Source organism: Burkholderia sp. PU8-34 (assembly GCF_053427725.1).
The window spans coordinates 108,773-127,624 of sequence record NZ_JBSAXC010000007.1 but is presented as its reverse complement, the minus strand read 5'-3'; the positions used below and the strand labels follow the sequence as shown (position 1 = coordinate 127,624).

Sequence of the window (18,852 nt, the reverse complement as noted above, 5' to 3'; positions counted from 1 at the left end):
GGGACGCCTGGAGGCAGCCATGATCCAGATCGGGACATTGTCAGTCGACTTCGAGCAACGCGACATTCGCCGGCAAGGCCTGTCGCTGCACGTCGGCGCGCGCGCGTTCGACATTCTCGAAGTGCTGCACCGCGCGAACGGTGCGGTCGTGTCGAAGGACGACATCATGGATGCCGTGTGGCCCGGCACGATCGTCGAGGAGAACCGCCTTCAGGTTCATGTCGCGGCATTGCGCAAGCTGCTCGGCGCGAGCCGGGATCTGATCAAGACCGTGCCGGGCAGGGGTTATGTGCTGGTGGGCGGCGCGCCTGCCGGCCGCCGCGCCGCCGCTCAGCCGGCGGCGCCGGCCGAGCCGTCGCCTGACGTGGCGCCGGCCGCGCCGTCGACGCAGCTCATCGGGCGGCACGCCGAAACCCGGCAGATCGTCGACATGATCGACCGGACGCCCGTCGTCACGCTGGTCGGCGCCGGCGGCATCGGCAAGACGAGCCTCGCCGTCCAGGTCGCGCACGACATCGGGCGCCGCACCGGCGAGACCGTCCATGTCGTCGAGCTGGCGCGCGCGTCGACACGCGACGACGTGTTGCGCACGCTGGCGAACGCGATCGGCATGGCGGCGGACGATGCACCCGCGATCGACGGTCTTGCCGACGCGATCGAGGCGTCGCCGTGCCTGCTCGTGCTCGACAACGCCGAGCACGTGATCGACCTGATCGCGAGCCTCGTGGAAACGCTCGCGGCGCGCACCGGCCGGCTGCGCGTGCTCGTGACGAGCCGCGAGCCGCTCCATATCTCGGCCGAATGCGTGTTTCGCGTCAACCCGCTCGCCGTGCCCGGCACCGGTGCCACGATCGATGAGATCGCCGGCTGCTCCGCCGTCGAGCTGTTCCTGTGCCGCACGTGCGCGGCGGCGGCGGATTGCGCGATTGACGACAGCGGCATCCGGCTGATCGGCGATATCTGCCGGCGCCTCGACGGTCTGCCGCTCGCGATCGAACTCGCCGCCGCGCGAGTGGCGACGCTCGGCATCGACGGCGTCGCGTCGCGTCTCGACGACCGGCTGAACCTGCTGACGGGCGGGCTGCGCTCCGCGCCCCCGCGCCATCAGGCGCTGCGCGCAACCTTCGACTGGAGCTACGTGCTGCTGGATCCCGCTGCACGGTCGCTGTTTCGCCGGATGGGATGCTTCATCGGCCCGTTCACGTTCGACGCGGTGCGCGCCGTGGCGCTGGAGCCCGGTGCGTCGATCGCCGAGATGGTTGCCGGGCTTGGCGAGCTGGTCGCGAAGTCGCTGCTGAATGTCGAATTCAGTGGCGCGAACGCGCAGTATCGGCTGACCGAATCGACGCGCGCGTATGCGCAGGAGAAGCTGCGCGACGAGGGCGAGCTCGAACGCGTCGCCGCGCGCCACGCGCACTATGAGTACGTTGGGCGCGAGCAGGCTGGCGCGACCGCGCCGCTCGCGCAGCCGGGGATGGACGCGTACGTTCGGCCGGTGGCGGCCGATGATCGCGAACAGAATCGAGCGCAGATTCCGGAACCGACGGTTCGCGACGCATCGGTGCAGGACATCGAGCCGGCGGGCACGCTCGCACACGAATGGCTGGCGCCGTCGCGGATGGACGAATGGTGTGCGCAGGCGAAACGCGCGCTCGACGAAATCGACGCGGGGGCGCCGGGCGGCTTCGATGCGGAAGGCGAAATGCGCTTGCGTGCCGCGTATGCGTCGGCGCTGCTGCATACGTCAGGCGACGTGCACACGGCCACCGCGATGTGGGATCGCACGCTCGGACGGGCTCGCGCGGCCGGCAACGACGCGCTCGAGGCCTCCGCCTTGGCCGGACAGTGGAACACGACGCTCGCGATGTCCGACATTCACGAGTCGCTCCGCTACGCGACGCGCTTCGAGCGGGCGGCCGAACGCAGCGGCAAGCGATCGCAGCGGCTGCTCGCGACCGCGATGGTCGCGACGTCGCTCCATTATTTCGGCGAGCATGCGCAGGCGCGCGAGCGGCTGGAAACGGCCACGGACGCGCTCGCCGACACCGGCGAGCCGATGCGCGCGGAGCCTGCGCTCGGCATCGACGCGGCGACGCTCGGCCGCACGATGCTCACGCGGCTCGTGTGGATGCAGGGTGAACCGGAGCACGCGATGCGTCTGGCCGCGCAGACGGTCGAGTTCGCGCGGCGACGCAAGTCCGGATTGTCGCTATGCATCGTGCTCGGCGCCGCCGCCGTGCCGATCGCGCTGCGCTACGGCGATCACGATGCGATCTCCGATTATCTCGCGACGATGCTGTCGGAGGCCGATGCGAACGGGTTCGACATCTGGCGCAGTCACGCGGCATGTCTCGCCGGCCAATTCGACATCCAGACCGGACATCCCGGTGCGGGGCTGGCGAGGCTGGAACCTGCGTTGCGGCGCGTCGAGGCAAGCGGATTCCATCGCCTGCTCGCGCCGCTGGTCGTTGCATATGCGGAAGGGCTCGCGCGGACCGGGCGGGCGGCCGAGGCTTGCGCGAAGCTGGATGCGACGCTCGCGCGCTGCCGGGCGAGCGGCGAGCATCTGTTCCTGCCGGAGCTGCTGCGCGCGAAGGGGCTGGCGATGCTCGAGCGGGCACGTAATGCGGACGAGAACCTGGCCGTTGCGTACGAAGCGGAAGCGCGCCGCCATCTGCACAGCGCGATCCATACCGCGAACGACCAGGGGGCCGGCATGTGGGCGCTGCGCGCGACGCTGGATCTTGCCGACTACCTGATCGAGCGCGGGCGAACCTGCCAGGCGTCGTCGATGATCGCGAACCTGGCCGGACGCTTCGATCTCCAGTCGCGCGCGTACGACATTCGCCGGCTGGTGCGTCTGCGCAACTTCGTTCGCGCGGATGATGCGCCGCCCGCGCATCGGCCGCGCGTGCGGATCGACGCCGCGCACGACACGGTATCGGCTTGGGCCGGCGCTGCGCAGCAAGTCGCGTGAGCGGAGGCGTGCCGATGCATGACACGGTGGAACCTGCGCGGACGGCGGACCTCGTCGTCTACAACGGCAAGATCACGACACAGGACGACAAGCGGTCGTTCGTCACCGCGCTCGCGGTGAAGGACGGCTGGATCGTCGCGTCGGGCAACGACCGCGAGGTTCTGCGGCATGCGCGCGACGGCGCGTTGCGCATCGACCTGCGCGGGCGCACGGTGATTCCGGGGCTGAACGATTCGCATCTGCACGTGATTCGCGGCGGGCTGAACTTCAACCTGGAACTGCGCTGGGACGGCGTGCCGTCGCTCGCCGACGCGCTCGACATGCTGCGCCGCCAGGTCGCGCGCACGCCCGCGCCGCAATGGGTGCGCGTCGTCGGCGGCTGGAGCGAATTCCAGTTCGCCGAAAAGCGCGGCCCCACGCTTGCCGAGCTCAACGACATTGCGCCGCGCACGCCGGTCTTCATCCTGCACCTGTACGACAGCGCGCTGCTCAACGCCGCCGCGCTGCGCGCGCTCGGCTACGACCGGGACACGCCGAGCCCGCCCGGCGGCGAGATCCAGCGCGACCGGCACGGCAAGCCGACCGGCATGCTGATCGCGCGGCCGGACACGGCGATCCTGAACGCGACGCTCGCGAACGTGCCGAAGCTCGGCCACGACGACCAGATCAACTCGACCCGGCATTTCATGCGCGAGCTGAACCGCTTGGGCATCACGAGCGCGATCGATGCGGGCGGCGGCTATCAGGCGTATCCCGACGACTACGCGGTGATCATGGATCTCGCGAAGCGTGGCGAACTGACGATGCGCATTGCGTACAACCTGTTCACGCAGAACGCGAAGCAGGAGATCGAAGACTTCGCGAAGTGGGTGAAGATGACGAAACCCGGCGACGGCGACGAGTTCCTGCGCGTGAACGGCGCGGGCGAGATGCTCGTGTTCTCCGCCGCGGACTTCGAGGATTTCCTGGAGCCGCGCCCCGACCTGCCCGCGTCGCTCGAAGAGGAACTCACCGCGGTCGTGCGGCTGCTCGTGCAGCACCGCTGGCCGTTCCGGCTGCACGCGACGTATGACGAATCGATCAGCCGGTTCCTGAACGTGTTCGAGGCCGTCAACCGCGAGATCCCGTTCAACGGGCTGCGCTGGTTCTTCGACCATTGCGAGACGATTTCCGACGCGAACATCGCGCGCATCGCCGCGCTCGGCGGCGGCATCGCGGTGCAGCACCGGATGGCTTACCAGGGCGAGTACTTCATTGCCCGTTACGGCGTGGAAGCCGCCACGCGCACGCCGCCGATCCGCGCGATGCTTGCGGCCGGGTTGCCGGTCGGCGCGGGCACCGATGCGACGCATGTCGCGAGCTACAATCCGTTCGTGTCGCTGTACTGGATGGTGTCCGGCCGCACGGTCGGCGGCACCGCACTGTATCCGGCGCGCAACCGGCTCGACCGGATGGAAGCGCTGCGGCGCTACACGGTCGGCAGCGCGTGGTTCTCGAACGAGGACGACCGCAAGGGTGCGCTGGTGCCGGGCCAATACGCGGATTTCGCGGCGCTGACGGACGACTACTTCACGATCGACGAGCCGCAGATCAAGGCCCTGTCGTCGGTGCTGACGGTGGTCAACGGCAAGGTCGTGCATGCAGACGAAGAGTTCGCGCCGCTCGCGCCACCGCCGCTGCCGGTCAGCCCCGCGTGGTCGCCGGTGGCCGAATTCGGCGGCTACAGCCGTTACCGGCCGGTCGCGTCCGCGTCCGAGCTCGCGTGCATGGACGGTTGCGCGAACCCGTGTGGCGTGGACAGTCGCGGCCACCTGCCCGCGTCGCGCAACACCGTGCACGCGAGCGACAACAACAGCTTTCGGGGCTCGCTTGGCTGCAGTTGTATCGCACGCTAGCGACCCGAGCCAACGTGCGCGGCGGCCACAAGGACGTGCGTGTCGACGTTGTATCAGATGATCATTCGCCATGCCTCGCCGGCACGGAAGGAGACACGATGAACGATGCGCAACAGCGCACACGGGCAGACCAGGACGACGTGGCCGGCGTGCGCATCCCGCGCACGCCCGTGGCGATCGCTGCCGTCGACGCGGCGCGCGCGTCGTTGCCGGGCAGCGTCGTCGATCACGCGAGCAGGGTGTTCGTGCTCGCGTCGCTCGCCGCGCGGCGGGAAGCGTACACGTGCGATGCGGACGCGCTGTATGTCGCGGCGATGTACGCGAACATGGGGCTGAGCGCCGCGTACTGCCGGTCGACCGCGCGCTACGAGCTCGACAGCGCGGATGCCGCGAGCGCGCTGCTGCTGCGTTATCGTGCGTCGCAGCGCATGCGGGACGACGTGTGGCGCGCGGTGGCGCTGCATACGACACCCGGCGTGGCGGCCCGGCTGTCGCCGCTTGCGCGCGTGCTGGCGTCTGCGGTGTCGACCGACCTCATGGCCACGGGGCTCGACGCGTACACGGCAGCCGAACGCGACGCATTGCTTGCCGCCTATCCGCGCGGCCGCGAATTCCGGGAAGCGATCCTCGAAGCGATCGCGCGGGGTGTCGCGCACCGTCCGGAGTCGACGTTCGGTACGTGGAGCGCCGACGTGCTCGCGCGGAGCGATCCGGATTTCCACCGGGCGAATTTCTGCGGGCGGGTGCTGGGTGCTCGCTGGGAAGATGGGTAGGGGCGCGGGGACGTGTAGGGACGCGAGGTACGCGACGTAGGCGACGTAGGTGAGGGGCGCGAGGGACGCGAGGGACGTATAGGGCAGGTGCCGCGATTGCCGTGAACCTGGTCGCGTCGCGCGCGGGCCGTCCATACGCGCGGCCGGCGCCCGGGTAATCGGGTACCGGCCATACTGCCTGCATGCGCTGCAACCCCTGCAACCCCTGCAACCGCTGCAACCCCTGCAACCGCTGTAACCGCTGTAACCGCGATAAGCGACGAAATGCGTCGAAATGCGTCGAAATCGCGGCCGGAATGCTTATGCCGCGGCCCCCGCTTCGTCATGACGCGCATAGTCGACGTAGCCGGCATGGTCGCCGCCATACCAGCCCACCGCCTGCGGCGCCGCGAGCGGCGCGCTCTTCGCGATGCGCTCGACGAGATCCGGGTTCGCGATGTACGCGCGCGCGAACGCGACGAGATCCGCGTCGCCTGCCGCGATCAGCGTGTTCGCGGCGTCGGGTGAAATGCCGCCGTTGACGATCAGCGTGCCGCCGAAGGACTTGCGTACGTTCTCGACGATGCGCGGCAGGTCCGGCTCGCCGCTCCAGCCGTTGGTGTCCGCCGCGTGCACATACGCGACGCCGGCTTCATCGAGCAGGCGGCCGACATACGCGTAGGTCGCGTCCGGATCCGCATCGCGCACGTTGTTGTATTTCGCGTACGGCGAAATGCGCACGCCGACCTGGCTCAACGGCATCACGCCGCCGACCGCAGCGACGATTTCCTCGAGAAAGCGCGCGCGGTTCGCGAGCGTGCCGCCGTAGCGGTCGTCGCGGCGGTTCAGTGTCGACGACAGGAACTGGTGCGGCAGATAGCCGTTGGCCGCGTGGATCTCGACGCCGTCGAAGCCGGCCGCCTTCGCGTGCACGGCGCCGCGCCGGAATTCGTCGACGGCTCCGGCCACCTCGTCCGTCGTCATCGCGCGCGACGGCGTCGCATGGATCTTCGTGTAGTACCCGTTCTGCAACTGTGCCCAGACCTGCAGCTGTTCGAGATCGTCGTTCACGCCGGACGGCGACAGCGGCGCCTGGCCGCCGAGCAGCGCCATCGAGCTGACCCGGCCGCCGTGCCAGAGCTGCGCGAAGATCCGGCCGCCCTTGGCGTGCACCGCGTCGGTGATCTTCTTCCAGCCGGCCACCTGTTCGTCGGTGATCAGGCCCGGCGTGAGTTCGAACGACGCGGAGACAGGGCTCACGTTGGTCGCCTCGGTGACGATCAGGCCGGCCGACGCGCGCTGCGCGTAGTACGTCGCCATCAGGTCGGTCGGCTGGCCGCGGTGCGGCGCGCGCGAGCGGGTCATCGGTCCCATCACGACGCGGTTCGGCAATGCGAGGCCGCGCAGGTCGTAGTCGCTGAGCAGGGTGGACATGGTGATATTCCTTTCAAGTGAGGCAGGGCCGCGTTGCACTTTCGTCCGGCAGCGTGCGGGACGCGGCGGCAAGCCCTGCGGAAACATGGATCGAGTCAGACGTGCCGGCAGCGTTCTCTGGCGCGCATGAATCCGGCCGACCTCGCCGGCCGAACCCCCGGGTCGAACCCGTGCGCGAACCGGTGCCGGCCCCGGTTCAAGCTTGTGCGTGACGCTGGGCGTGCGGGCGTCCGATCGCGAGGTAGTGGACGAGCGCGACGACCGGGAAGGCTGCGGCGACCGCCGCGACGAGCGGCCAGCCGCCATGCTCGTAGAGCGGGCTCGCGAGGGCCGAGCCGATCGCGCCGCCGACGAAGATGCTCGTCATGTAGAGCGCGTTCAGGCGATTGCGGCTTGCCGCGTGCAGCGCATAGATCTCGCGCTGGCCGAGCACCATGTTCATCTGCACCGCGAAGTCGAGCACGATGCCGGTGACAACGAGGCCATACAGGCCCGCGCCGTGAACCAGCCCGACCGCATAGGACAGCGCGCCCGCGACCAGCGCGATCAGCGTCGCGCGCACCGTGTGGCCGGCATCCGCGAGACGGCCCGCTACCGGCGCCGACGTCGCGCCGATCGCGCCGACGAGTGCGAACACCGCGATGGCCGACTGCGACAGCCCGTAATGACGCATCAGTTCGACCGGCACCGCCGTCCAGAACAGGCTGAACGACGCGAACATCAGGCCCTGGTAGAACGCGCGATGACGCAGCACCGGCATCGTGCGCACGAGATGCAGCAGCGAGCCGATCAGCTCGAAATAGGTCGCGCGGTGATCCGGCTGGCGCGGCGGAATCGTCAGCGCAAGCACGGCCGTGACGAGCGTCATCAGCACGGCGGCGGCCGCGAACACGAAGCGCCAGCCGAACGCGTCGGCGACCACGCTCGAGATCGGGCGGGCCAGCAGGATGCCGAGCAGCAGCCCGCTCATGATCGTGCCGACCACGCGGCCGCGCGAGTGATCCGGCGCGAGGTGTGCGGCGAGCGGGATCAGGATCTGCACGGCCACCGAGCTGAAGCCGATCAGCAGCGAGATCCCGAGGAACACGCCCGGCGTGTGCACGACCGCCGCGGCCGCGAGGCTCGCGATCGACAGCGCGGCCGTCGTGATCATCAGCTTGCGGTTCTCGAGCAGGTCGCCGAGCGGCACGATGAAGAACAGGCCGATCGCATAGCCGATCTGCGTCAGCGACACGATGAGGCTCGCCATGTCGCTGGACATGTGCAGGCCGGGTGCGATCAGCTCGGTGATCGGCTGCGCGTAGTACAGGTTGGCGACGATCGCGCCGCAACTGAACGCGAACAGCGCGATGAGCCCTTGGGTGAGCTTCGCGGTGTGACCGTGCGCCGCGAGCCGGGTTGAATCTGCTGACATGGTCGACTCCTTCGATGATGGGTTGTCTGGATGCCTGCCCGTCCGCCGGTGCGTGCCGACCGGCGCGGAACTGGCTTGGCGTTGCGGCGCGCGTCGCGCGTCTGCCGCATTGACGACAATCTTATTGATCGTTCGATAACATCGGAATACCTCCGTTGCGCAATCGAGCGTTGCGTTCCGTGCAAAGGGGCCGGATCGGCCACCTGTCCATCCCTCATGCCCCCTCGTACAACCGTGCCGCCGAGGCGCGACCGTCGGCGAATGCGGGGCTGAGCACGTTGAAGATCGCCTGCCCGAACGGCGCTGCGGTCGCGTCGACCCGATGCGACAGGAGGACAGGCAGGCACTCGCGCGCGTTCCGCGAACTCGGCCGCCGCTTCGGCCGACGGCCGGCCGGATCCGGGTGGCGCATGACATCGATGGTGCGCGGCGCCGGTCATTTCGACGCCACGGGCGATGCGGCGCAATATGTTCCAGTCTGTCGGGCACCGACTGAAAAGTCATTTAGGTTGCCTTAATTGAGTTGAGATTCGTTGCCGGCAGGTGGCGGCGTGCGTTCGCACGCGCATGGGCCGCACGGGCGGCCGGTGCTTCGTCAGGAAGTGGGGATGGGCAGGACATGCGAGTGCGGGTTATCTCGCCAAGAGGATTGCGGCGGCGGGCGAGGCGCCCTTCTCGGGCGTTGCCGCCGCCGCTCAGCCGCGCTTGCCCTGCAGCGTCGGGATCTGCGCGTACAGCTCGGCGAGCCAGTCGACGAACAGTTTCAGCTTCGCCGGGATGTGGCGGTTGGGCGGATACAGCACGGAGATCGGCCGCGGCGGCACGTTGAAGTCGGCCAGCACCTCGCGCAGTTCGCCGGACTTCAGGTACGGCTCGACCAGGTACAGCGACGTCTTGATCAATCCGATGCCCGCGACACCGCAAGCGATGTAAGTATCGGCATCGTTGACTGCGACCTTGCCGCACATCTGCATGACGCGCGTCTCGCCGTCGACGACGAAATCCCAGATCCGCGGCCGGCCCGTATCGGCCGACACGTGACTGACCGCAACGTGTTGCGGCAGGTCGTCGACGGTCTCCGGCTCGCCATATTGCGCGATGTACGACGGCGCCGCGCAGGTGCAGGTGGTGAGGCTGCCGATCCGCTTCGCGATCATCCCGGAATCGTCGAGCGCGCCGACCCGCACGACGCAGTCGACGCCCTCGCCGACGAGGTCGATCTGACGGTCGGTCACGCCGAGCTCTACCGTGATGTCCGGATGGGCGGCCAGGAAGCCGGACAGCCTGGGCACGACGATCTGCTTGGCCATCGCCGGCGGAAGGTTCACCTTCAGGCAGCCGCGCGGCGCGTTGCGCGCGTGCGATACCGACGCCTCCATGTCGTCGATCTCGCGCAACACGGCGACACAGCGCTCGTAGTACGCGCGCCCGTCCTCGGTCAGCGACAGCCGGCGGGTCGTGCGGTTCAGCAGCCGGGCGCCGAGATGCTGTTCGAGCGTACGCAGCAGCGCGGACACGCGCGGCGTCGTCAGGCCCGTCGTGTCGGATGCGCGCGTGAGACTGCCCGTTTCGACGATACGGGCAAAGACGCGCATCGATTGAAGTATGTCCATCAGTTCGTATTCCTTCCCGGTGAAGCGCCGGCGCCGCTACGCGTCGATGCGTTTCCGGAGTCCTTCGCCGCCAAACGGCATCTCCCGCATGCGCTGCCCGGTCGCATCGAAAATCGCATTCGCGAGCGCGCCTGCGGTCGGCCCCATCGATGCCTCGGCCGCGCCGAGGAACGGCGCGCCGGGGCGGTTGATCAGGTGCACCCTGACGCTGCGCGGCGCCGCCGAGAAACGCAGGATCGGATAGCTGCTCCAGTCGAAGCTGCGAATCCGCTGCGTATCGTATTTCAGTTCCTCGTACAGCGTCCAGCTTGCCGCCTGGACGATGCCGCCTTCGATCTGGTTGCGGATGCCGTCCGGCGACACGACCTGCCCGGCGTCGACGGCCGCGTCCGCATGCTCGAGTATCACCTGGCCGGTTTCGGGCACGACCGAGATCTCGACCGCCATCGCGACATACGCCATCAGGTTCTTGTACTTGCCGAACGCGAAGCCGACGCCGCGATTGCGCGCGCGTGACGGCCGCGGCCAGCCGAAGCGTGATGCCGCCAGCTGGATCACATGCCGCGCGCGCGTGTCCTGCATGTGGCGCAGCCGGAACTCGACCGGATCGACGCCGGCCGCGTGCGCGAGTTCATCCATGAGGCTCTCGATCGCCCACACGTTCGTATGCGCGCCGAGCGAACGCATCGCCGACGTCTGCAGCGGCATCGTCGGCGAGAAGTGGTTGACGATGTGCATCTTCGGGAGCGCGTACAGCGGAATCGCGTTGCGGTCGGCGCCGCCCTCGGGCTGCAGCATCGGCGTCGACGGCGCGGACACGAACGGCGGCTCGAGCATCCGCGCGGGCAGCAGCCGGCCGGCGTTGACGATCCGCTCGTTGTGCGAGCTGCTCCACAGCGCATACTGCCAGTCGACGATGTGGCCGCTCGCGTCGAGCGATGCGCTGATCTCGGTGACCATCGCGGGCGTGAAGTGATCCCACGTGTGTTCCTGCTCGCGCATCCACTGGACCCGGACCGGCTGGCCCGGCATCGCGGCCGCGATCAGCGCCGCGTGCGCGGCCGCGTCGTCCGCGCCATTGTGTCCGTAGCAGCCGGAACCCTCGGTGTGAATGCAGCGGATGCTCGGCTTCGGCATCGACAGCATCTCCGCGAGCGCATCGCGCAGCGGATAGACGCCCTGCGAGTGGGTCCACACGGTCAGCACGCCATTCTCGAGCTGCGCGACCGAGCACGACGGCCCGATGGAGCCGTGCAGCAGGTAGTTCTTCCGGAAGCTTGCGGTCAGCGTCTTCGCCGCCGGCGCCGTATCCGCATGCGTGTTGGCGATTTCGATGGGCTGCGTCGCGATGCGCTTCAGGTCCTCGTGAACCTTGTCGCGATCGGGCAGCGCCCGGCCGGTCGACCATTTGCAACTTGCCGCGAGCGCACGTTGCGCGACGACAGCCTGCCATTCGCCGCGTGCGACGACCGCGAGCATGCTGCCGTTGCGGACGATCCGCACGACGCCGGGCATCTTCAGGATCGCGGCCTCGTCGAACGACAGCAGCTTCGCGTCGTAGACGGGCGGCATCGCGACGCGCGCATGCAGCATGCCGGGCAGCTGCATGTCCTGCACGTAGCTGGCGCCGCCCGTGACCTTGTTAGGAATGTCGACGCGGGGCAGCGACGTGCCGATCACGGTGAACGTGGCCGGATCCTTCAGCGGCGACGTCGGCTCGGCCTTGCGATGCAGGTCGACGATCCGCACCGCATCGCCATAGGTCATCGTGCGGCCGTCCTTTGCCTTGATCACCGCGTCGCTGACGGTCAGCGTGCGCGGATCGACGCCGAAGTGCTTCGCGGCGCCGTCGACCAGTAGCCCGCGCACCTGCGCGGCCGCGTTCAGCAGCGCGCTGCCGCTGTCGGCCATCGTGTGGCTGCCGGCGGTCAGGCCTTCGTCGGGCGACGCGCCGGTGTCGGCCGTCAGGAACGTGATCAGCGACGGCTTCATGTCCAGCTCTTCGGCCGCCACCTGCAACAGCGCGGTGCGCACGCCGGTGCCGAGTTCGACCTTCCCGGTGAACACGGTGACCTTGCCTTCGGGCGTGATCCTGATCCACGCGTCCAGCAGCGGATTGGTCTTCAGGCTGCCGGCCAGGGTCTGCGTCGCCTTCGACACGTGGACGGCGGCCCCTTCGTCGGCGATCACTTCCTGCGCGATCGCGCGGGCGGCCGGCGCGAGGCTGAACGCGACGAACAGCGCGCCCGAGACCATGAAATGCCGACGGCCTTCATCGATTTCGTCTTGGTGGGTCATCAGAGCGCCTTGTTGACGGTGACGGGTTCGGGTGCGGCGTCCGGCTCCTGCAGGCCGGCGACCTGCCGCACGGCCGCGAGGATCCGCATGTGGGTGCCGCAACGGCACAGGTTCGGCTCCATGTGCGCACGCAGCTCGGCTTCGGTCGGCTTAGGCTTGCGTTCGAGCAGCGCCTGCGCGCGCATGATCATGCCCGCGATGCAGTAGCCACACTGCGCGGCCTGATGCTCGATGAACGCGCGCTGGAGCGGCCCCGGATGCTCGGCCGTACCGAGACTCTCGATGGTCCGCACGCGGCGCTGCCCGATCGCGGCGACGGGGATCAGGCACGAGAACGTCGGCTTGTCGTCGACGATCACCGTGCACGCGCCGCATTGTCCGAGGCCGCAGCCGAACTTCGCGCCGTGCAGGTGCAGGTCGTTGCGCAGCACGTACAGCAACGGCGTGGACGGGTCGACGTCCAGCGCATGCTGGGCGCCGTTGACGGTCAGCGTAATCATCGCGCGGCGTCCTCCTTTCTGAGCTTCGCGGCCATTGTGTCGATGCCGGACCAGGCCGGCCGGCTGGAATACGCGCCGCGGATGTACGCGGCGAGATCCGCGATCTGCTGGTCGTCGTACTGGTCGATGAACGACGGCATGTAGTTCAGCGTGTCCTCGCCGTGCCAGCCGATCCCGTTGAACATCATCTGGATCGCGTTGCGCGGCGTGTCCGCGTTGACGGCCGTGCTGAACGCGAGCGTCGGCCGCTCGCCGATCGACTGCATCGGCGACGCCGGCCCGTGGCATTGCGCGCACGATGCCTGGAACAGCACCGCGCCGCGCTGCTCGGCCGGCGTCGCCGCTTTGTCGCTGACGGCGGTAAGCGCGGGCTGGACAGTGCCCGGCTTCTGGATCGACACGATGTACGACGCGATCGCCTCGACGTCCTCGACCGGCACCGTCGCGAGGTCGCGCGTGACCGGCAGCATCGGTCCGGCGGCCGCGCCGTGTTCGCTCGCGCGGCCGGTGCGCAGGTACGTGACGAGCTGCGCCTGCGTCCACGGATGCACGGCGTTGCCGAGCGCATTGAGCGGCGGCGCGTCCCAACCGTCGACGATGCCGCCGTCGAACGCCTTGCCGGCCTGCTCGCCGCCGATCGCGTTCAGCGGCGAATGGCAGGACGCGCAGTGCCCGAGACCGTCGACCAGCAGCTTGCCGCGATTCCACTGGGCGGATTGGCCCGGATCGGCCTGGTACTCGCCCTTGCGCAGGAACAGGATGTTCCAGAAGGCGAGCGGCGGCCGGAAGTTGAGCGGGAAGATCAGGTCGTTCGCGGGCGTCGACGCATGAACGGGCTCGCGGGTCATCAGGTACGCATAGGCGGCGGCGATGTCCTGGTCGGAGATCCGCGTGAAGTGGATGTACGGGAACGCCGGATAGAGCAGATGGCCGTCGCGTGCGATCCCGCTGCGCAACGCGCGGGCGAACGCGTCCTGCGACCAGCGGCCGATCCCGGTGTCGGGGTCCGGCGTGATGTTGGTCGCGTAGATCGTGCCGAACGGCGTCGCGAGCGGCAGGCCGCCCGCGAACGGCTTGCCGTCCTTCGCCGTGTGGCAGACGATGCAGTCGCCGAGTGCAACGATGCGCGCGCCGGCGCGAACGAGCTGCGGATCGAACGCGGTGGGCGCGGGTGGTTCGATCGGGGCGATCGACGGCTCGACCATGATGCCGATCGCGATCGCCAGGCCGACGATCGCGATCCCGGCGGCGCCGAACCAGAGTCGTTTGTGTTTCATGCGTGCTCCACTCCAGGCAGATCGATGCGCACGACGCGTCGGGCGATGCGCACGGCGGATCATGCGCGCAGTCTATGGCGCGTCCGGCCGCCAAGTCCTGAAGTGACGCTGAAACGTTCTTAACCCGTTTGTTTGCGTGCGCCCGCGGGCGTCTGAAGGTCGCGCAGATCCTTTCAATCTGCTGTCGATGTGATGGGCATTCCTGAACTTTCTGTCGTCGGTGCGCCGCGCTCGCGGCGGCGGGAAGCAGACGATCGCGGCGCGCGTGACGCGCGGCCATGCATTGCCTGCCGGGAATCCGCCGGAAATTTCAGGACGTTTAAGCCCGCGCTCGGGCGGGGCGGAAGCGGGCGCCCGGCATCCGGCGCCCGCCCCGTCGCGTGACGGTTACTTCTTCGAGATCGGCGCCGGCACCGGCGCGAGCATCTCGTGCTGCTGCTTCGCACGCTGAGGCCCCTTGTGGACCATCGTATACGCGTAGTCGACGCCCAACCCGTACGCGCCCGAATGCTCGCGGACGATATCCATCACGGCGTCGTAGGTCTCGCGCCGCGCCCAGTCGCGTTGCCATTCGAGCAGCACCTGCTGCCAGGTCACGGGCACGACGCCCGCCTGGATCATCCGCTGCATCGCATAGTCGTGCGCTTCCTTCGACGTGCCGCCCGACGCGTCCGCGACCATGTAGATCTCGTATTCGCCTTCGTCCATCGCGCACAACGCGAACGTGTCGTTGCAGACCTCCGTCCACAGACCGGACACGACCACTTTCTTGCGGCCGTTCTTGGCGAGCGCGTCGCGCACCTTCTGGTCGTCCCACGAGTTCATCGACGAACGCTCGAGCACGGGGTGATTCGGAAACACGTCGAGGAGCTCCGGAAACGCGTAGCCGGAGAAGCTCTCCGTTTCGACCGTGGTGAGGGTGGTGGGGATGTTGAATACCTTCGCGGCCTTCGCGAGCCCGACGACGTTGTTCTTCAGCGTCTGGCGGTCGATCGATTGCACGCCGAACGCCATCTGCGGCTGCTGATCGATGAAAATCATTTGACTGTTGTGGGGTGTCAGAACCTCGAGTTTCGGATTACCCATGACTGGATCTCACTATTCGACGAGAAAGCTGAATCGGAAGCTGCCGGCGCCCGGATCGGCGCGCCGCGCAGTGCTCGGCGGACAGGATTCTCGTGACACGTGCGTCCACCGTCACGACGAGTCTAGGCGATTCGATTAGGTATGCAGAAATGAATTGTTCTGAATTCAGCCATGCGGCGCGGCCAGTGTTCGCGTCGGCGTCAAAGCGGATTGCCGAGCCCGAAACCCGCAGCCAGCTGCGGACCTTTCTCGAGCAGCGACGTCACGTCCGCGCGGCGTTCCGCCGACCATCGTGCGAGCCGCTCGATGACGTCGGTTGCGTCCACGGGCAGCGATTCCGCGAGCGACACCGCGTCGCGCGCAGCCTTCGACGTGCCGGACGCCGTATGCGGCCGCACGGTGCAGGCGGCGTCGCCGACCAGCGCCACGCGGCCATCGACGAAGCCGGGGCTCAGCGCATCGAAGATCGCCTGAATGAACGGCGCGCGCGTCGCGAGAACGAGCTGGGAGAGCAAGGCCGGCAGCCGTTCGCGTGCAAGCGCCATCAGCGTCGCGACGGAGTCGTCCGGCAGCTGGCCGGGGTGAATCGACGCGTGATGGACGTGCCCCGCGCGATCGGTCAGACGGCGGCGCAACGCGGCAGGGTCCGTTTCGTTGCGATACCAGAGCCAGTTGAAGCGCCGCGCGCCCGGTTCGAGCGACCCGTCGAGCGCGGGAATCAGGAAGGCCATGAACAGTTCGCCCGGTGCCTTGTGCAGCGTCATGTTCTCGACCAGCGCTGCAATTGCCCCGGCATCGAAATCGGCTTCGTCGACGATGCCGCGCCACGCAATATAGCCGGCGAACGACGGCGCATAGCCGGGAAAGAGCCGTGTGCGCAGGCTCGAGCCACTGCCGTCCGCTGCAATCAGCACGTCGGCGCGAATCCGGCGATCGTCGAGTTGCACGTCGACGCCGTCGGCATCCTGTTCGAAGCCCGTCACCGCGTGCCCGTAATGGATCCGCCCCGGCGGCAGCGTGCCGCATAGCGAACGGTAGACCGCATCCCACGACGAGAACGGCAGCATCTCCGGTTCGTCACGCGTGACGGTGCCGTCACGGTCGATCCAGCGCCGCCGATGCGTCGGCACGCTGATCATGTCGCGGCAGTGATGCCCGTGCTGTTCGAGAAACGCCATCATGCGCCGCAGCACGGCGACGCCGCCGCCCTGGCCGCGCAGCGGGGTTGGCGAGCGTTCGTAGATTTCCACGTCGTGCCCGATGCAATCGAGCGTCAGCGCGGCCGCGAGGCCAGCGATCGAGCCGCCGGCAATGACTATCTTCATCGTCGCTTACTCCTGGGCGCGGCTGGCGTGACGCCGCGTGGCATGAATGACGGTCCCGGCGGCGGAGGCGCGGCCGGATCGCCGATCGAATCATGCCACTTTCGATCCGGCGCTGCTCGCACGGTGCATGGGGGGAGACGCGACTCGACAGTCGCGCCCGGCGATGACCGCGCCGGCCAGCGCGGTGAACGTGCCGAGCAGGCGCCGGCGGGCAGGCGACGCGCAACAGGTGCAATGCATGGTGGTGTCTCCGGTTTGTTGCAGAACGCTTGTGTCGGGCGGATCAGCCGCCGTGTTGAGTGATGCCCATCTCGCATTCGACGAGCTGCGCGTCGAACAGCGCGCGCTCGCGCGTCGCGCGGGCCGACCTGTCGGTGACGGAAACGACGACGATCCCGACGAACGCGACGGCCATCGAGAACAGCGCCGGATACTCGTACGGATAGAGCGCGTGCGGATGGCCGAGCACCTGCACCCAGACGGTCGGGCTCAACACGGTCAGCGTCACGGCGGTGACGAGCCCGAGCATGCCGCCGGCGACCGCGCCGCGCGTCGTCATCCCGCGCCAGTAGACCGACAGCAGCAGCACCGGGAAGTTGGAGCTGGCCGCGATCGAGAACGTGAGGCTGACGATGAACGCGATGTTCTGCTTCTCGAACGCGATGCCGAGCAGCACCGCCAGCACGCCGAGCACGAGCGTGGTCACGCGCGCGACGCGCATTTCCTCGCGATCGGACGCGTTGCCGCCGCGCACGACGTTCGCGTAGAGGTCGTGCGAGATCGCCGACGAGCCGGCCAGCGTCAGGCCGGCCACCACCGCGAGAATGGTCGAGAACGCGACCGCGCAGATGAAGCCGAGGAACACGTTGCCGCCGACCGCGTGCGCGAGGTGGATCGCGACCATGTTCACGCCGCCGATCACGGCGCCCGACGCGGTGTGATACTGCGGATCCGACGCGACCAGCGCGATGGTCCCGAAGCCGATGATGATGATCAGCACGTAGCCGATGCCGACGATCCCCGTCGCATAGAGGATGCTCTTGCGCGCGGCCTTCACGTCCCCGACCGTGAAGAATCGCATCAGGATGTGCGGCAGGCCGGCGGTGCCGAAGATCAGCGCGAGACCGAGCGAGACGGCCGACACCGGATCCGACACGAGTCCGCCCGGGCTCATGATCGCGATGTGCTTCGGATGCACGAGAATCGCCTGCGCGAACAGCGCATTCAGGCTGAAGCCGAAGCGGCTCAGCACCATCACCGCCATGAACGCCGCGCCGGCGAGCAGCAGCACGGCCTTGATGATCTGGATCCAGGTTGTCGCGAGCATGCCGCCGAAGAACACGTAGACGACCATCAGCACGCCGACGACCAGCACCGCGGCGGTGTAGTTCAGGCCGAACAGCAGCTCGACCAGCTTGCCCGCGCCGACCATCTGCGACACGAGGTACAGCAGCACGATGACGATCGAGCTCGACGCCGCGAACGCGCGGATCGGCTTCTGCTGAAGACGGTACGACACCACGTCCGCGAGCGTGTATTTGCCGAGGTTGCGCAGCGGCTCGGCGATCAGGAACAGGATGATCGGCCAGCTCGCGAGAAAGCCGATCGAATAGATCAGGCCGTCGTAACCGCTCGTGAACACGAGCGCCGAGATGCCGAGCAGCGACGCCGCCGACATGTAGTCGCCCGCAATCGCCCAGCCGTTCTGGAATGCGGTGATCTTGCCGCCGGCCGCATAGTGGTCGGCCACGCTGTGATTCTTGCGTGCCGCCCAGCGCGTGATGACGAGCGTCGACGCGACGAACAGCAGGAACATGCCGATCGCAACCGGGTTGTGTCCGTGTGCGACCGACGCGGGTTCGGCCGCGAAAGCAGGCCATGTGCCGAGTGCGGCGAGTGACGCGATGAGCAGGCGTTTCATTTCGCGTCTCCGTGGCGGATGGATGCGACGATCGTGTCGTGAACGGAATTGGCCCGGAACACGTACACGGCAACCAGCGCGAACGTCACGGCGAACATGCCGAAGCCGACCGGGATGCCCCACGTGGCCGGCTGGCCCTCGACGATCGGCTGCCCGAGCAGCCGGGGCGAGAAAGCGAGCGTGAGGATGAACGTGAAATAGATCGCCAGCATCGCGATCGTCAGCGACCACGCGAGCGTCCGGCGTCTTCTGACCAGATCGCGAAAGCGCGGGTTGCTCAGCAGCGGATGCGTCGCGGGGGCGAACGCGTCCATGTCGAGGGTGGCGCCTGCGGCGGCCGGGATGGGGTGGTCCACGATG

Annotated in this window: 13 protein-coding genes; 3 read left to right on the top strand and 10 right to left on the bottom strand. The window is 68.2% G+C overall.

The window, feature by feature from the left end:
- Positions 1 to 19: 19 nt before the first annotated feature.
- From ACV22Z_RS18560 to ACV22Z_RS18550, 3 genes are all read left to right on the top strand, one after another.
- Positions 20 to 2,977, top strand: coding sequence for an ATP-binding protein (locus tag ACV22Z_RS18560; RefSeq protein WP_448077938.1), 2,958 nt, complete (start codon positions 20 to 22; stop codon positions 2,975 to 2,977).
- 14 nt (positions 2,978 to 2,991) lie between these two features.
- A complete protein-coding gene (locus ACV22Z_RS18555; RefSeq protein ID WP_448077743.1) occupies positions 2,992 to 4,872 on the top strand; it encodes an amidohydrolase in 1,881 nt (626 codons plus the stop codon).
- Positions 4,873 to 4,970: 98 nt separating this feature from the next.
- The gene (locus ACV22Z_RS18550; protein ID WP_448077742.1) at positions 4,971 to 5,645 is read left to right on the top strand and encodes a phosphohydrolase; all 675 of its coding nucleotides are present in this window, start codon (positions 4,971 to 4,973) and stop codon (positions 5,643 to 5,645) included.
- 300 nt (positions 5,646 to 5,945) lie between these two features.
- Here ACV22Z_RS18550 and ACV22Z_RS18545 read toward each other — a convergent pair whose 3' ends face one another.
- The 10 genes from ACV22Z_RS18545 to ACV22Z_RS18500 all read right to left on the bottom strand — a co-directional run bounded on the left by ACV22Z_RS18545 (position 5,946) and on the right by ACV22Z_RS18500 (position 18,848).
- Positions 5,946 to 7,058 (bottom strand): alkene reductase, encoded by a 1,113-nt coding sequence (locus ACV22Z_RS18545; RefSeq protein ID WP_448077741.1) that lies wholly within the window; start codon positions 7,056 to 7,058, stop codon positions 5,946 to 5,948.
- Between the two features lie 196 nt (positions 7,059 to 7,254).
- Positions 7,255 to 8,472, bottom strand: coding sequence for an MFS transporter (locus tag ACV22Z_RS18540; protein ID WP_448077740.1), 1,218 nt, complete (start codon positions 8,470 to 8,472; stop codon positions 7,255 to 7,257).
- Between the two features lie 695 nt (positions 8,473 to 9,167).
- On the bottom strand, positions 9,168 to 10,085 hold the full coding sequence (locus tag ACV22Z_RS18535; protein WP_448077739.1) for a LysR family transcriptional regulator: 918 nt from the start codon (positions 10,083 to 10,085) through the stop codon (positions 9,168 to 9,170).
- A 36-nt stretch (positions 10,086 to 10,121) separates the two neighbouring features.
- Positions 10,122 to 12,383, bottom strand: a complete 2,262-nt coding sequence (locus ACV22Z_RS18530; protein WP_448077738.1) for a molybdopterin cofactor-binding domain-containing protein — start codon at positions 12,381 to 12,383, stop codon at positions 10,122 to 10,124.
- Positions 12,383 to 12,883: a (2Fe-2S)-binding protein gene (locus tag ACV22Z_RS18525; RefSeq protein ID WP_448077737.1), complete on the bottom strand. Its 501-nt coding sequence runs from the start codon at positions 12,881 to 12,883 to the stop codon at positions 12,383 to 12,385. The genes ACV22Z_RS18530 and ACV22Z_RS18525 overlap by 1 nt, the downstream gene beginning before the upstream one ends.
- The gene (locus tag ACV22Z_RS18520) at positions 12,880 to 14,160 is read right to left on the bottom strand and encodes a c-type cytochrome (RefSeq protein WP_448077736.1); all 1,281 of its coding nucleotides are present in this window, start codon (positions 14,158 to 14,160) and stop codon (positions 12,880 to 12,882) included. The genes ACV22Z_RS18525 and ACV22Z_RS18520 overlap by 4 nt, the downstream gene beginning before the upstream one ends.
- Before the next feature lie 387 nt (positions 14,161 to 14,547).
- On the bottom strand, positions 14,548 to 15,246 hold the full coding sequence (locus ACV22Z_RS18515) for a hydrolase (RefSeq protein WP_448077735.1): 699 nt from the start codon (positions 15,244 to 15,246) through the stop codon (positions 14,548 to 14,550).
- Positions 15,247 to 15,446: 200 nt separating this feature from the next.
- Positions 15,447 to 16,571 (bottom strand): FAD binding domain-containing protein, encoded by a 1,125-nt coding sequence (locus ACV22Z_RS18510; RefSeq protein ID WP_448077734.1) that lies wholly within the window; start codon positions 16,569 to 16,571, stop codon positions 15,447 to 15,449.
- Between the two features lie 283 nt (positions 16,572 to 16,854).
- Positions 16,855 to 18,492: a cation acetate symporter gene (locus ACV22Z_RS18505; RefSeq protein ID WP_448077733.1), complete on the bottom strand. Its 1,638-nt coding sequence runs from the start codon at positions 18,490 to 18,492 to the stop codon at positions 16,855 to 16,857.
- Positions 18,489 to 18,848 carry a DUF485 domain-containing protein gene (locus ACV22Z_RS18500; protein ID WP_448077732.1) on the bottom strand — a complete coding sequence of 120 codons (360 nt, stop codon included), beginning with the start codon at positions 18,846 to 18,848 and terminating at the stop codon, positions 18,489 to 18,491. The genes ACV22Z_RS18505 and ACV22Z_RS18500 overlap by 4 nt, the downstream gene beginning before the upstream one ends.
- Positions 18,849 to 18,852: the final 4 nt, after the last annotated feature.

Coding starts and splice junctions, on each gene's coding strand:
- ACV22Z_RS18560 (WP_448077938.1), top strand. CDS start 20: ATGATCCAGATCGGGACATTGTCAGTCGACTTCGAGCAACGCGACATT.
- ACV22Z_RS18555 (WP_448077743.1), top strand. CDS start 2,992: ATGCATGACACGGTGGAACCTGCGCGGACGGCGGACCTCGTCGTCTAC.
- ACV22Z_RS18550 (WP_448077742.1), top strand. CDS start 4,971: ATGAACGATGCGCAACAGCGCACACGGGCAGACCAGGACGACGTGGCC.
- ACV22Z_RS18545 (WP_448077741.1), bottom strand. CDS start 7,058: ATGTCCACCCTGCTCAGCGACTACGACCTGCGCGGCCTCGCATTGCCG.
- ACV22Z_RS18540 (WP_448077740.1), bottom strand. CDS start 8,472: ATGTCAGCAGATTCAACCCGGCTCGCGGCGCACGGTCACACCGCGAAG.
- ACV22Z_RS18535 (WP_448077739.1), bottom strand. CDS start 10,085: ATGGACATACTTCAATCGATGCGCGTCTTTGCCCGTATCGTCGAAACG.
- ACV22Z_RS18530 (WP_448077738.1), bottom strand. CDS start 12,383: ATGACCCACCAAGACGAAATCGATGAAGGCCGTCGGCATTTCATGGTC.
- ACV22Z_RS18525 (WP_448077737.1), bottom strand. CDS start 12,883: ATGATTACGCTGACCGTCAACGGCGCCCAGCATGCGCTGGACGTCGAC.
- ACV22Z_RS18520 (WP_448077736.1), bottom strand. CDS start 14,160: ATGAAACACAAACGACTCTGGTTCGGCGCCGCCGGGATCGCGATCGTC.
- ACV22Z_RS18515 (WP_448077735.1), bottom strand. CDS start 15,246: ATGGGTAATCCGAAACTCGAGGTTCTGACACCCCACAACAGTCAAATG.
- ACV22Z_RS18510 (WP_448077734.1), bottom strand. CDS start 16,571: ATGAAGATAGTCATTGCCGGCGGCTCGATCGCTGGCCTCGCGGCCGCG.
- ACV22Z_RS18505 (WP_448077733.1), bottom strand. CDS start 18,492: ATGAAACGCCTGCTCATCGCGTCACTCGCCGCACTCGGCACATGGCCT.